Below are 16282 nucleotides of genomic sequence, written 5' to 3'. Positions count from 1 at the left end.
TAAAGGTGTTTGGAATCAAAAAGAATTATTTTAGCTTAATTAGCTTTCAAAAAAGGCTGTATACGGCTTTTTAATAACGGATTAGCGGTTTTTGATTAAAAAAGAACAGTTCTCAACTGTTTACAATTCATTCTAAAAGAGTTAACATTAGGTGATGAAAGTTACATTTATTTCTTAAATATGTTTTTTTTGAAATAAAAGTGGAGGGTAGATGATAACTATGTTAACAAATCATAAAATAAACGTGAATACAAAAGAGCACTACAAGATGTACAAGGCCGGCAAGCACTGGCTTTTTGCATCGATTGCGGTTGCTAGTTTTGGGCTGTTAACTTCAGTTGAGGGGCAGAGTGTGCACGCTGACACAACGCCAACGAGTCAGACATCTGTTAATCATACCACGAGTCAGACGGCGGATCAGTCTACTTCAGCTAGTCAAAGCACAAGTCAATCAGTTAGTGCTAGTCAATCAACCTCAGCTAGCCAGAGCACAAGCCAATCAACTTCAGCGAGTCAGAGCACTAGTCAATCGATTTCGGCTAGTCAGAGTACTAGTCAATCAACTTCAGCGAGTCAGAGCACTAGTCAATCGATTTCGGCTAGTCAGAGTACTAGTCAATCAACCTCAGCTAGTCAAAGTTCTAGCCAATCGATTTCTGTTAGTGGAAACAATAGTCAGTCAACTAGCAGTAGTCAGTCGACTTCAACGTCTCGACCAACTAGTACGAGTCAGTCAGCAACAGTTAGTCAGAGTCTGAGTGAGTCAACTTTATCAAATCAAAGTGTAGCTACTCTAAACAGTGTAAGTTCAGTAGCGACTGTTGCACGTTCTGAAAGTCAATCAAGTAGTGCTTCTGAAACGACTCTGGGAGTTGACTCGTCTCTTTTTGAGAGTTCTAGCCAATCGACTTCAGCCAGTCAAAGCACTAGTGCAGTGACTAGTCAAAATGAGAGTCAGTCAGGTAGCTCAGTAGCGTTGGCAACGAAGAGTGAGTCTACTTCTGCCTTTAACACTAGTCAGTCAACCAATGACAATGTGACTAGTCAAAGCATTGCGAATAGTCAGTCGACGAGCGGTTCAACTAGTGGTAGCGATACCGCCGACAGTCAAACGCTTGAAACGCGGTTAGGTGCTGATGATTCGACAACCGATCCTAAGCAATTGGGTGCAAATTTGTCGACTAGTGTTGGTAATACCTCAACGGTAACACCAAATGCTGACAGCGGTCGAACTGACTTCAACAACTTGGTTAATAATGGTCAAGCGGTCAAAACGCCGACCTCTGTGACCGTAGCCGTTCCAGACACGGTTGCCAATCCACAAAACTATCAACAAAAGAAAGTCGACGTTGCCACCTTTGATCAGTTGAATGCTGCTTGGCAGGATGGCAGTACAACCTATATTAATATTACTCAAGATATTACGCCGGGCGCATCTGGCAGTCTTGGTTGGCGTACTGCTAGTAGTAGTGTCATTATCGATGGAAACGGCCACACGATTGATTTAGGGCAAAATAATTTCCGGATGTATGATAGCTATAGCGCTAATAACATTACTTTAATTAATGCGAATTTCCAACAGGGGTGATAACGATAATCAAGACGAGTCATTGGTTCGAGTTGGTGTCGGTCAGTACACATCGATGGCTGTTAATAATATTAGCCTTAGTAATGATGCTGCTAATAAGAATGCTATTCGTTTGGCCTATTTGGGTAATGGTGGAAAAATTACCTTTTCTGGTACAAACACCTTTAATATTACAAACGAACTGACCCGTGCCGTGACGAGCATTAATTTTGCTAATGGTGCATCGGTTAAGGTACAGCGAACGGCAAATGATTACAAAAACTCGATTTTCTATATGGGTGTGATTGCCTCCTCAAACTATGCGGGTTACGGCAATAATATCACGATGGGCGATGGTTCATCGTTTTCGGCCTCACTTTATGATTTAACCCAATCTCCTAACTATTCAACCATTTATCAATACTTGAATGGGATGACGGTTGGTGACAATGTTACCTGGTCACAAAATGGTTTTCAGCGTTTTATCTATATGCCTGATAATTCTGGTGTTCAAAACGCCGTTTTTACCTTTGGCCAAAACTTTGATTTAATTATTCCAAAGACGACACAGCCATATTCAATTTACTTAGTCAACAATACTAAGATGATTTTTAACGCCGGAGCCCAGGTGGATATTAATCAATACTATCCTGATGTGGTCGTTGATTTAAGTGGTAGTTCATCCATTCAGTTTATTTCACCAAAAAAGTTGCACTTAGCAATGTTGAATACGAATGGAACACCAGCTAACAATGGCTATGGTGTCATTTATAACTTTGGATCAGCATCACCTGCGTTTACGATTAATAATTCGAGTTTGTCCTCTTGGACCGGTTATGATACTTCTCAGAAAAATCCAAATGGCGATTTTAATGGCCAGTTTTCTCAATTAATTATCAAAAATTCGGCCAATGCTTACCTTGTTAATTCAGATGGTAGTACCACGTCGACCAATATTCTTTCCAATCAATCACGTGAAATTCAGACCAATTCCATTGCTCCTGGAAATATTTACGTGCAATATGTTGATTCTAATGGCAACAATATTGGTAGCCCAAAGCAAATTACTCTGCCTGATGGTGCTTACATTGGTCAATTTATTAACTTGAAAAGTAAAGAGGTGGCTCAAACAGATATGCCCGCTAATTATATGTGGGCTTTGGGAAACCAGGTATATTCTGGCGCCAAGAAGGATGCTCAATCTGGTGGTGACTCATCAACCCCAAATGACAATGGTGACAGTGATACAGGTCAGGCAAATGTTGCTATTGTACCTGTTTTAGGAACAAACTTTACTTACAAAGTTTATGTTTACGGTCAACCTGAAACAACTTCATATGAGTACGTTGATAAGAATACTGGCAAGATTATGCCGGCCCAAAATGCAGGAACCGCTGCTCCAGTTTCATCGAACTATGGTAATGTCATCGATTGGACCAATTCTTACTATACGAAAGATGGTGTTCCAGCTGGATACCACATCTCAACGACGGCTGCGCAACCAACGACGACGACTGTTGGAACAAGCAATCCGACAGTTCAGTTGTATGTTGAAGGAAATAGCCAAACCGTTACACCAACTTATCAAACTGATGGGGGCCAGATTTTGTCTCCGGTTTCACCAATCACGATTAGTGGTATTACAGGGCAAACCGTCACAATTCCGACGGAACCAGCGGTCGATAATTATGAAATCAGCTATGTCTTAGTAAATGGTCAACAAGTCGCTCCCGGTGCCACCCTGACGTTGGCTAATGGAACCGATAAGGTTGTCTATGTTTATAAGTCGTTAGATGGCTCACGAAGTACTGCCGAGGCAGCCATTAATGGTGCTGCTGATGCAGCCATTAAGCAGATTAATGCTTTGCCAAACATGTCTGATGCTGATAAAGCGACGGCGGTTAACAAGGTCAAGGCCGACCAATCAGCAGCCCTTAGTACTATTCAAACGGCTAAGTCTAAGGACGTTGTGGTCGCTGCCCAAAATTCTGGTGTGTTGAACATTCAACGGGATGCCGCTGCGGCAGTCATCGATAGCGATGCGAATGCTCAAGTTACCCAAGTGCAGGGTATGACCAACATGTCTTCCGATGATCAGGCAGCTTTCTTAAAACAGATTGAAACTCATCGAAATAATGCAAAGACTGATTTGTCAAATGCTACTAGTGCGGCTGACTTACAGACTAAGACTAATGCGGCTAATGTCACTTTGACTCAGGATGGGTCACAGGCTGAGTTGGACGACTATGGTCAAAGCGCTTTAAAGCAGATTAACCAAATGCCCGGACTGTCAACGGATCAGTTGGCCCAAGCGGCTAAAGATATTAACCGTGCCGTTGCCAATGGTCAAAATAACATTGGGACTAAGAGCTTGATTGATGATGTGTTGGCAGCTTTGAAGGCCGGTGAGAATGACGTTGATAACGTTAAGAACGGTTACAAGGGTCAAAGCGATACGGCGATGAGCACTGCTAAGACCAATGCCATTACTGCCTTGGGTCAGTTTGAAACGGACGCAAAGGCTAAGATTGCTGCCTTGTCACCATTGTCAGATGATGCTAAGTCGGCTGCTGACAAAGTCATTGACCAACAAGTCGCAACTGCTACCACCAACATTAATAATTCAACCAATACGGAACAAGTAGCCGAAGCGCAAATTAATGGTCAAGTGACCGTTAGTCAAACGGTGGCTAATTCAACCTTGGACAATGATGCGTTGATTGCAACAAACAAGATCAACGCATTGTCCAACATTGATGTAACTGCTAAGACAGCTGCTATTACCAACGTGCAGAATGCTCAAGCAGCAGCTAAGCAGGCAGTTGCTGCCGCAACCAACACGAACGACATCACGACTGCCCAGGCTGCTGGTCAAACCAAGGAAGCCCAGATTGCTAGTGACGCCGTCTTGGATGATGCTGCCTTGCAACAGACCAATATTATCGGCGCCTTGAAGAACTTGGGTGCTAACCAACAAAAGGCCATTGACCAGGTCAATGCCGACCGTGATAGCGCCAAGGCTAAGGTCGCTGCCACGACCACACCAGCTATGGCACAGTCAGAAGAACAAAATGGTGTCCTAGTGATCGCCCGCGACGGGGACCAAACTGTTTTGGCAGATTATGCTCAAGCAGCGCAAAACCGAATTGCGGCCTTGCCTGATTTAAAGGATGACCAAATCAGCCAAGCAACGACGGGGATTACGAACGCCTTGCAAACTGGCCAAGGTAATATTACGGCTGCCCAGCAGGTGGCGGATGCCACAGCGGCTTTGCAAAAGGCCGAGGGTATTATTGACAGTATCACGGCTACTGCTCAGACCAACAGTGACACCACTGTTAACAATGCTAAGAATGATGCCGATGATGCCATTGATAAGGCCGTCGCAGATGCGCAAGCCGTTGTGCAAGGTTTGAGTCCTTTGAGTGACCAGGCAACTCGTCTTGCAGCAATTAAGAACGATGGGGATGCTGCGAAAGCTAAGATTGCAGCAGACAAGAATACTGCAGACATTTCAAGCGACCAAACGGCCGGTTTGCAGGCAATTACGAATGACAAAAACGCTGCGATTTTGCAAAGCGCCAAGGAAGGCGCCATTGCAGCGATTACAAAGGTTAACCAAGATGTGAAAACGGCCATTGGTAATATGAAACCACTGGATCCAAAGGAAATTACAGCGTACCAGGATCAAGCTGATAATGCCTTGGCTACTGCGAAAACTCAAATTGATCAGGAAACGACGGTGAGTGCCGTCAACGGTGATCAAACGAGTTTCACTAGTCAAATCAACGGTATCCAGGATGCCGCTACTTTGCAAAACACTAAGGAAGATGACAACAATCAGTTGGACCAATATGCGCAAAATGCAAAGAATGCCATTGCGGACAAGACGGGTATGCCGGATTTGAGCGATGACCAAATCAGTGGCTATGATAACCAGATTGTTGCTGCCGTTTCGTCTGGTAAGTCTTCGATTAATGGTGGCCAAGATACCACTACTGTTGCCAGCAACTTCCAAGCTGCTAAGAACAGCATTGATAAAATTAAGGCTAATGCACAAGCTGAAAGTGATGCGATTGTTGCCCAAGCCAAGAGTGATGCTGATACTGCAATCGATCAGGCTGTTGCTAATGCGCAAGCAGCTGTACAAAAGTTGAATCCATTGAAGGACCAAGCAGTTCGGTTGGCGACAATTAAGAGCGATGGGGATGCTGCGAAGGCCAAGATTGCGGCCGATAAAAACAAGGCAGACATTGCAACCGACCAAGCGGCCGGTTTGCAGAAGATTAGCGCTGATCAAGATGCAGCGACCTTAGAAAGTGCCAAGGAAGCTGCCATCGCAGCGGTTACGCAGGCTGCTACTACTACCAAGACCACCATTGGTGGTTTGCAACCATTACAGTCTGGTGAAATTAAGAACTTCCAAGATCAGGTTGATGCAGCAGTGACGGCTGCTACCAACCAGATTAACCAAGAAACAACAACTGATGCAGTGGCAAGTGACCAAGCAAATGCCATTAATAACACAATTGCAGATATTCAAACTGCTGCTAGTTTGCAAAGCGTGAAGGAAAAGGACAACGCGCAGTTGCTCCAAGACGGTCAGACTGCCAAAAATAAGATTGCGGCTATGCCTGATTTGACTAAGGACCAAATTGCCCAAGCTAATAGTGATATCGATTTGGCTGTTTCAAACGGTCAGACGGCTATTAATAGCAGTCAAAATGAGACTGATGTGAACACCAACTTCCAAACGGCTGAGAGTAACATTAATAAGGTGACGGCAACGGCCCAGTCGCAAAGTGATAATGCGGTGGCAAATGCCAAGACTGCTGCTGGCGATGCACTTGATAAGGCAGCAGCGGCTGCCAAGGTTGCTATTGACCAATTGTCAGTTTTGAAGGCTGACGAGAAGGCAACCTTTAAGAATCAAGTTGATTCGGCTGTAACTGCCGCTAAGAATAGTATTCAAAATGAAAAGACAGTTGCTGCGGTAACTGCCGACCAGAATAATGGTCTGACTGCGATTAGCAATCAGCAAGTCGCTGCTACTTTGCAAAATGCCAAAGAAGACAGTATTAACCAGTTGAACGCTTATGCTCAAAATGGTCGGACTGCTTTAACGAAGTTGCCTAATCTAACGGATACGCAAGCTGGTCAAGCAAATGATTCCATTACGAATGCTGTAAACAGCGGAACAACAAACATTAATGCTGCCACAGACCTAGCAGGGGTAACACGAGCTTTGGTTGCGGCCGAATTTGCGGTTAACCGTGCGGGCGTGATTGCTATTAATCAAAGTAATGCTGCCCTGGTTTCCGCTCGGACAGCTGCTGAAGCAGCCATTAATGCGGTTGCTTCAGCAGTTAAAACGACCATTAATAATTTGAGTCCGTTGAGTGACCGGCAAACACGATTAAGTCAGGTTGATACAGACATTGCCAATGCTCAGACTGCTTTGGAAAACACGAGTGCCACCGCTGATGTGACGGCGGCACAAGGAAAGGCAATTGCAGCTTTGAATGCGGATGCGGCCAATGCTCAGCAAAAGAGTAGTCAAGAAGACGCGATTAGCCGTTTGCAAAACTATGCAACAAATGCTGAAACGGCACTTGCCGGTATGTCTGGCTTGTCTGCTGATAATTTAACGACCGCAAAGACTGCTATCGAAAGTGCCGTCACCAATGGCGATACCAATATTCAGGGTGCTTCGGAACACGCAGCAATGGCCAGTGCTTTGATTGCTGCCGAGCAGGCAATTGATGCGGCAACAACAACCGCTCAAAACCAAAGTCAGCAAGTATTGGCACAGGCACAATCAGATGCCTCTGCAGCCATTGATGCTGCTTTAGCTGCTGCAAAGACAAAGCTTTCTAATTTGTCACTTTCGACTGACGATCAGGCTGCCCAAGAAAAACAACTGGAGGCTGATGCCGGTAATGCAAAGACAAGTATCAATGCAGCCACGAGTTTGGCTGCCGTTACCCAAGCACAACAAACCGGTGCACAGGCCATTAACCAGGATATTCTTTCAGCTGAAATTGCCAGTTTGCAGACGGAAGCCAAGAAGCGTCTGCAGGCCTATGCGGATCAAACGAAGAAAACAATCAGCACTTTGCCTGATTTGCCTGGTGATAGCTATACTAATGCCTACAGCGGTATTGATGCACTGGTGACGGTTTGGGCTGGAAATATTACTAATACGAAGAATCTGGCCGACATGCAGAACGCGCTTTACAGTGGCGCATCAGCCATTAACTTAGTAAGTTTGTCTGCTCAGGCCAATAGTCAAAAGATTGTGGACCAGGAACGTGCCGCTGCAGAAGCCGCTATTAATCAAGCTGCAACAACTGCTCGGCAGACTATTAACTCTTTGAGCCCACTAAGTGATAAGTCAACACGTCTGGATCAAATTGATCAAGATGTCAAGGATGCCGATGCCGCCCTTGATGCTGCAACGAATAATCAAGGCTTTACCGCTGCTCAGAGCGCTGGAACAACGGCCATTACGAATCATGTGACAGCTGCTCAGTTGAAATCAGCTCAGGAACAAGCCGATGCTGATTTGGCCACTTACGGTCAGAACGTTTATGCCAAAATTGCGGCGTTGCCTGATTTGACAAACGACCAACGTCAGAAGGCAAGTACTGATATTACGAATGCCGTTAGTCAAGGAAAGACCTCGATTGATGCGACAACCAGTCAGGCTAATGTTGCGCCTGCTTTGGCAGCTGCTGAGAAAATAATTGATGGTATTCAAGAGACCGCGGAAAATAACAACCAAGCGGCAGTTACGCAAGCACAAAGCGATGCTGATAATGCTATCGACGCTGCGGCTAAGGCAGCCAAGACAACGATTGATGCTTTAACGCCGTTGTCAGACAAGGTTGCTCGTGAAGCTCAGATTGATACGGATGCCAAAAATGCGAAGGACGCAATCTCCAAGGCAACGACTAAAGCTGATGTGACGGCAGCGCAAAATGCCGGTACGGCAACCATCACGAACGATACAACGGCTGCCCAGTTACAGTCTGCTAAGGAAAAGGCAGATGCTGATTTGGACACCTATGGTCAAAGTGCGAAGGATGCGATTAAGGCCATGCCTGATTTGTCGGATGACCAACGCAAGCAGGCTAATGACGCCATTGATGCCGCTGTTAAGCAGGCGAAGGATACCATCAATAGTTTGAATCCATTGTCGGATAGGGCAAAGCGGCTTGCTCAGGTCGATACCGATGCTGATAGTGCTAAGAAAGCGATTGCTCAGGCAAACAATAAGACGGATATTACTACGGCTCAAAATGCTGGTACCGCTACGATTGCCCAAGATGCTACTGATGCCCAATTGAAGTCGACAAAGGAAGCTAAAGACGCCACTTTTGCGGCTTATGGTCAAACAGCTAAAGACGCCATCGTTAAGATGCCGGATTTGACGCAGGCTCAGATTGATCAAGCCAATAAAGATATTGACGCTGCCGTTTCGGCTGGTCAGGGACAGATTGATGTGGCCCCAGATGCTGATAGTGCTGAGACTGCTTTAATAAATGGTGAAAAGTCTGTTGATGCCGTGCAAGCAGGTGCGCAAACAGACAGTAACACAACGGTTCAGCAGGAACGGGATGCTGCGAATGCCGTTATCGATGCCGCTGTTAAGAATGCCAACGCTGCCATTGAGGGTATGAACCCATTAGCAGATAAGACGACCCCTGAAGGAAAGGTTGCAGCCGCTGCTCAAGCTGCTAAGGACGCTATTGCCAAGGCGGGTAACAAGACCGCCATTACGGCTGCACAAAATAGTGGTACAGCTGCTATTACCAATGAGACGACCGCTGCACAATTGCAGTCAAAGAAGGAAGCTGCCAAAGCAACATTGGCCAAGTATGGTCAAGATGCCGAAAGCGCAATCGCGGTCATGCCTGATTTGACTAAGGATCAGATTGCACAAGCAAATTCTGAGATTGACGCCGCCGTGAAGGCTGGTCAAACGAATATTGACAGTGCTACGGATTCGGATGGTGTTGCGACGGCTTTGAAGAATGGTGAAGCTGCGGTGGATGCTGTGAAGGCAACTGCTCAGACAACCAGTGCGACAACAGTTGCCAACGAACAGAAGACGGCTAGTGATGCGATTGATGCCGCTGCCGCCAAGGCCAAGGCTGCTATTGATGCCTTGAACCCACTGTCTGATAAGGCCGACCGTGAAGCCCAAGTTGACAAGGATGCTGCGGCTGCTAAGGCAGCGATTAATAATGCAACGAATCAAGCTGATATCACGAAGGCCCAGAACGCTGGAACCGATACGTTGAATACCGATACGGCGAACGCACAGTTGAAGTCAACGAAGGAAGCTGCCGATGCAACATTAGCTCAGCATGGCGCAGATGCTAAAGCTGCTATTGCTAAGATGCCGGATTTGACCAAGGACCAAATCGATCAAGCAAACACTCAGATTGATGCGGCTGTGAAGGCTGGTCAGGCTAATATTGATGGTGCTGCGGATGCAGCTGGCGTTGCGACTGCTTTGCAGAACGGTGAAGCCGCAGTGGATGCCGTGACCGCGACAGCCAAAACCAATAGTGCGACAACGGTTGCTAATGAAAAGAAGACAGCTAGTGATGCCATTGATGCCGCTGCTGCCAAGGCCAAGGCTGCCATTGATGCCATGAACCCACTGTCGGACAAGGCTACTCGTGAAGCTCAAATTGATACGGATGCCGCTGCTGCAAAGACAGCCATTAATAATGCAACAAACCAAACTGATATCACGAAGGCCCAGAACGCTGGAACCGATACGTTGAATACCGATACGGCGAACGCACAGTTGAAGTCGACGAAGGAAGCTGCCGATGCGACATTGGCTCAGCACGGTCAAGATGCTAAAGATGCCATCGCTAAGATGCCAGATTTGACACCTGACCAGATTAAGCAGGCGGATAGCGACATTGACGCGGCGGTGAAGGCTGGCCAAGCTAATATTGATGGGGCCACAGATGCCAATGGTGTTGCGACTGCTTTGCAAAACGGCGAAGCAGCGGTGGATGCCGTGAAGGCGAGTGCCCAGACAAACAGTGACACAACGGTTGCCAATGAAAAGGCTGCGGCTGATAAAGTCATCGACGATGCTGTTGCTGCCGCCAAGGCAACTATTAACGCTTTGGATCCATTGTCGGATAAGACCGATCGTCTCAACCAGATTGATACGGATGCTCAGAATGCCAAGGCAGCGATTGAAAAGGCAACGAACCAAGCCGATATTACAACCGCGCAAAATGCTGGGACAACAGCGATTACAACTGATACAACAGCTGCTCAGTTGAAATCAGCTCAAGAGCAGGCGGACGCTGATTTGGCTCAATACGGCCAAGATGCAAAAAATAAGATTGTGGCCATGCCTGATTTGACGAAGGACCAAATCGATCAAGCAAATGCTGAGATTGATGCGGCTGTGAAGGCTGGTCAAGGACAGATTAATGCTGCCAAGGATTCTACTGGCGTTGCTAATGCTTTGAGAGATGGTAAAGCGGCTGTGGATGCTGTGCAGGCAACTGCTCAGAAAAATAGTGATACAACAGTCACGAATGAAAAGGCTGCTGCCAATAGCGTGATTGACGATGCCGCTGCGAAGGCGAAGGCTGCTATTGATGCCATGGACCCACTGTCTGACAAGACAGATCGGGAAGCTCAAGTTGAAAAGGATGCTGCAGCTGCTAAGGCGGCAATCAATAATGCAACAAATCAGGCTGATATCACGAAGGCCCAAAAGGCCGGTCAAGGTCAAATTGATGTGGCTACAGATGCTAATGGTGTTGCAACGGCTTTGCAAAAGGGTAAGGATGCCGTTGACGCTGTGCAGGAAAAGGCTCAGGGAAACAGTACGACAACAGTTAATGATGAAAAGAGTGCTGCTGATAGTATTATTGATGCCGCCGCCACTGCCGCAAAGGCAACCATTAACGCTTTGAATCCATTGTCGGACAAGGCCAACCGTCTTAACCAGATTGATACGGATGCTGCGGCCGCTAAAGCAGCGATTGCCAAGGCAACGAACAAGACGGACATTGCGACAGCCCAAAATGCAGGGACAGCAACGCTCACGACTGATACAACGGCTGCTCAGTTGAAATCAGCTCAAGAAAAGGCAGACGCCGATTTGGCTCAGTATGGCCAAAGTGCGAAGGATAAGATTGCGGTCATGCCTGATTTGACCAAGGACCAAATCAATCAAGCAAATGATGAGATTGATGCGGCTGTCAAGGCTGGTCAAGGTCAAATTGACGCTGTCAAGGACACCGATGGTGTTGCCAAGGCTTTGGCAGATGGTAAAGCAGCTGTGGATGCTGTGCAGACAACTTCTCAGACAAACAGCGATACGACTGTTGCCAAGGAAAAGGCTGCTGCCAACAGCGTGATCGATGATGCCGCTGCGAAGGCCAAGGCTGCTATTGATGGCATGAATCCACTGTCGGACAAGGCAGACCGAGAAGCACAAGTTGACAAGGACGCTGCTGCTGCTAAGGCAGCAATTAATAGTGCAACGAATGCAGCCGATATTGATACAGCTCAAAAGACCGGAACGGACACGTTGAATACCGACACCGCCAATGCCCAGCTGAAGTCAACGAAGGAAGCTGCCGATGCAACATTAGCTCAGCATGGCGCAGATGCTAAAGCTGCTATTGCTGTTATGCCTGATTTGACCAAAGACCAAATTGATCAGGCAAATTCCCAGATTGATGCGGCCGTGAAGGCTGGTCAAGGTCAAATTGATAGTGCAGCTGATGCAGCTGGTGTTGCGACTGCTTTGAAGAATGGTGAAGATGCGGTGGATGCTGTTAAGGCGACTGCCCAGACAAACAGTGACACAACGGTTGCCAATGAAAAGACTGCGGCTAACAAGGTCATTGACGACGCAGCTGCTAAGGCCAAGGCTGCTATTGATGGCATGAACCCATTGTCAGACAAGGCAGCTCGTGAAGCTCAAATTGATACGGATGCTGCGGCTGCTAAGGCAGCAATTAATAGTGCAACCAATCAGGCTGATATCACGAAGGCCCAGAATGCTGGAACTGATGCGCTGAATACCGACACGGCTAACGCCCAGTTGAAGTCAACGAAGGAAGCTGCCGATGCTGAATTGACGAAGTATGGTCAAAGTGCAAAGGACAAGATTGCTGTTATGCCTGATTTGACCAAGGACCAAATCAATCAAGCAAATGCTGAGATTGCTGCGGCCGTGAAGGCTGGTCAGGCTAATATCGATGGTGCTGCCGATGCGGATGGTGTGGCGAAGGCTTTGGCAGATGGTAAGGCGAACGTCGATAAGGTGCAAGAGACCGCTCAGACGAACAGCGATACGACTGTTACCAAGGAAAAGAACGATGCTAACAGCGTGATTGACGATGCCGCCGCTAAGGCGAAGGCTGCTATCGACGCCTTGAATCCTCTATCGGACAAGGCAGATCGTGAAGCTCAAGTGGAAAAGGATGCTGCAACTGCTAAGGCAGCAATCAATAATGCAACCAATCAGGCTGATATCACGAAGGCCCAGAATGCTGGAACCGATGCGTTGAATACCGACACGGCTAACGCCCAGTTGAAGTCAACGAAGGAAGCTGCCGATGCTGATTTGGCTAAGTATGGTCAAGCAGCGAAGGATAAGATTACGGCCATGCCTGATTTGACTCCTGACCAGATTAAGCAGGCTAACGCTGATATTGATGCGGCTGTGAAGGCTGGTCAGGCTAACATTGATGGCTCTACAGATGCTGATGGTGTTGCCAAGGCTTTGGCAGATGGTAAAGCAAATGTCGACAAGGTCCAGGAAACCGCTCAGACAAACAGCGATACGACTGTTAAGAATGAGAAGGCTGCTGCCAACAGTGTCATTGATGATGCTGCCGCTAAGGCCAAGGCTGCCATTGATGGTTTGACGCCATTGTCAGACAAGGCCACTCGTGAAGCTCAAATCGATACGGATGCCGCCGCTGCCAAAGCAGCCATTGCCAAGGCAACGGACAAAGCGGATATCGATACTGCCCAGAAGGCTGGAACTGATACGTTGGACACCGACACGGCGAACGCCCAGTTGAAGTCGACGAAGGAAGCTGCCGATGCTGATTTGGCTAAGTATGGTCAAGCAGCGAAGGATAAGATTTCGGCGATGCCTGATTTGACTCCTGATCAGATTAAGCAGGCTAACGCTGATATTGATGCGGCCGTGAAGGCTGGTCAGACGAATATTGACAGTGCTACAGATGCTAACGGTGTTGCGAAGGCTTTGAAGAACGGTGAATCTGCAGTAGATGCTGTTAAGGCAACTGCTCAGACGAACAGTGATACAACGGTTGAAAAGGAAAAGGCTGCTGCCAACAGTGTCATTGATGATGCCGCCGCTAAGGCAAAGGCTGCCATTGATGGTTTGACACCATTGTCAGATAAGGCCGCTCGTGAAGCTCAAATCGATACGGATGCTCAGAACGCCAAGGCCGCAATTGCTAAGGCAACGAACAAAGCCGATATTAATACAGCTCAAAAGGCTGGAACTGATACGTTGAATACCGACACGGCTAACGCCCAGTTGAAGTCACAAAAGGAAGCCGCAGATGCTGAATTGACGAAGTACGGTCAAGCAGCCAAGGATAAGATTGTGGCGATTCCTGATTTGACTCCTGATCAAATTAACCAGGCGAACGCCCAGATTGATGCGGCAGTGAAGAACGGACAGTCTAAGATTGACGCAGCTATCGATGCTAATGGTGTTTCGACTGCTTTGAAGAACGGGGAATCCGCAGTGGATGCCGTTAAGGCAACCGCTCAGACGAACAGTGATACAACGGTTGCCAAAGAAAAGGCTACAGCTAACAGCGTCATCGACGATGCCGCCGCTAAGGCCAAGGCTGCCATTGACGGTTTGACGCCATTGTCAGACAAGGCCGCTCGTGAAACTCAGATTGATACGGATGCGGCCGCTGCCAAAGCAGCCATTGCCAAGGCAACGAATGCAGCTGATATTGATAAAGCCCAGAAGGCTGGAACTGATACGTTGAATACCGATACGGCTGCCGCGCAATTGAAGTCACAAAAGGAAGCTGCTGATGCTGAATTAACTAAGTATGGTCAAGATGCAAAAGCTGCCATCGCCAAGTTGCCTGACTTGACTCCTGACCAAATCAACCAGGCCAATGCCCAGATTGATGCCGCCGTAAAAGCTGGTCAAGGTCAAATCGACGCAGCTACCGATGCCAATGGTGTTGCGACTGCTTTGAAGAACGGTGAAGCGGCAGTGGATGCTGTTAAGGCAACTGCTCAGACGAACAGTGAGACAACAGTTGAAAAGGAAAAGGCTGCGGCCAACAGGATTATCGATGATGCCGCCGCCAAGGCGAAGGCTGCCATTGATGGTTTGACGCCATTGTCAGACAAGGCCGCTCGTGAAGCTCAAATCGATACGGATGCTCAAAATGCTAAGGCAGCGATTGCTAAGGCTACAAACGCAGCAGATATCAGTCACTCTCAAAAGGCCGGTACTGATGCTTTGAATACCGATGCTGACGCTGCCCAGTTGAAGTCACGAAAGGAAGCAGCTGATGCTGATTTGGCAAAATATGGTCAATCAACTAAGACGACTATTCAAAAGTTACCTGATTTGACTCCGGACCAAGTGACGAAAGCTAACGGTAACATTGATGCCGCTGTCAAGAACGGACAAAATCAAATTGATGCTGCAACCGATACTAACGGGGTAACGACCGGCTTGAACAACGGTAAAGCAGCAATCGACAAGATTGCTGCCGATGCAGCAAGTGCAAGTGGTCAAGCGGTTGCTAAAGCAAAGACCCAAGCTAAGACGGCTATCGATAATGCCGGTGGCCAGGCAAAGGCAACGATTGATGGTTTGACAGCCCTTGTGGATGCCCAGAAGGGTGCCGATAAGGCCAAGGTTGACCAGGATGCTGCGATTGCGAAGGCTAAGATTGACCAGGCCACGACAACGCAAGCCATTAAGCAGGCGTTGGACGATGGCTTGGCAACAATCCAAAAGGATGTTGAAAATTCAATTTTGGATAATACTAAAGGTGAAGCCGATAGTCAGTTAGCTGGTTATGCCCAAGCAGCCAAGGACAAGATTGCTCATTTGCCAAACTTAACGCCTGAAGAAATTGCCCAAGCTGATCGCGAAATTGATGAAATTGTCGCACAAGGTAAGAAGGCCATTGCTCAAGCTGCAGCTGAAAACGAAGTGAAGGTTGCCGTTAAGACGAATAAGGAAAAGATTGATGGTGTGATGGCAAATGCTCAAGCTGAAAGTGATCGGCAGAAGCCGGTTGCCAAGGTGGCAGAGCCTGCGCCAACTCCACAACCACAACCTGCGCCAAAGCAAACGCCTGTACTACCAATGACTAGTCGTTTGCAGAAGCACCACACTGATACGACGTTATTGCCATTAGTTGCACTTGGTTTGCTAACGCTCTTCAGCGGCAAGCGCCGTCGTCAACATGATGATAAAGAATAAGGCAAATCGACTTGTTTCAAGTATTGACAGTTATTAAAAAACTGCTAAACTTAGAAATAGATTAGCCGATGAGCAGGAGAAGATGAAACTTGGACAAAAAGCGATCTGACGGTTGGTGTAAGTCAGACAATAGTTTCATTAGAAGACACCTGGAAGGTTGCTGTTAACCCAGCCGTTTATCCGCGTTATGGATGGAAGCGTGT

Annotated in this window: 2 protein-coding genes; both read left to right on the top strand. The window is 47.4% G+C overall.

The window, feature by feature from the left end; genetic code table 11:
- Positions 1-211: 211 nt before the first annotated feature.
- On the top strand, positions 212-1588 hold the full coding sequence (locus FT12353_RS02785) for a KxYKxGKxW signal peptide domain-containing protein (protein ID WP_203618217.1): 1377 nt from the start codon (positions 212-214) through the stop codon (positions 1586-1588).
- Positions 1566-16079, top strand: coding sequence for a DUF1542 domain-containing protein (locus FT12353_RS02780; protein WP_203618215.1), 14514 nt, complete (start codon positions 1566-1568; stop codon positions 16077-16079). The genes FT12353_RS02785 and FT12353_RS02780 overlap by 23 nt, the downstream gene beginning before the upstream one ends.
- The last annotated feature ends 203 nt before the right edge of the window (positions 16080-16282 follow it).

Origin of the sequence: Fructobacillus tropaeoli (genome assembly GCF_016860625.1) — a bacterium.
GTDB classification, from domain to species: Bacteria; Bacillota; Bacilli; order Lactobacillales; family Lactobacillaceae; genus Fructobacillus; species Fructobacillus tropaeoli.
The sequence above is the reverse complement of the archived record's forward strand: the minus strand, read 5'-3'. Positions and strand labels throughout refer to the sequence as shown.

Bases quoted from the DNA above. Each gene is read 5' to 3' on its own strand.
- FT12353_RS02785 (WP_203618217.1), top strand. From the start codon at position 212: ATGATAACTATGTTAACAAATCATAAAATAAACGTGAATACAAAAGAG.
- FT12353_RS02780 (WP_203618215.1), top strand. From the start codon at position 1,566: ATGCGAATTTCCAACAGGGGTGATAACGATAATCAAGACGAGTCATTG.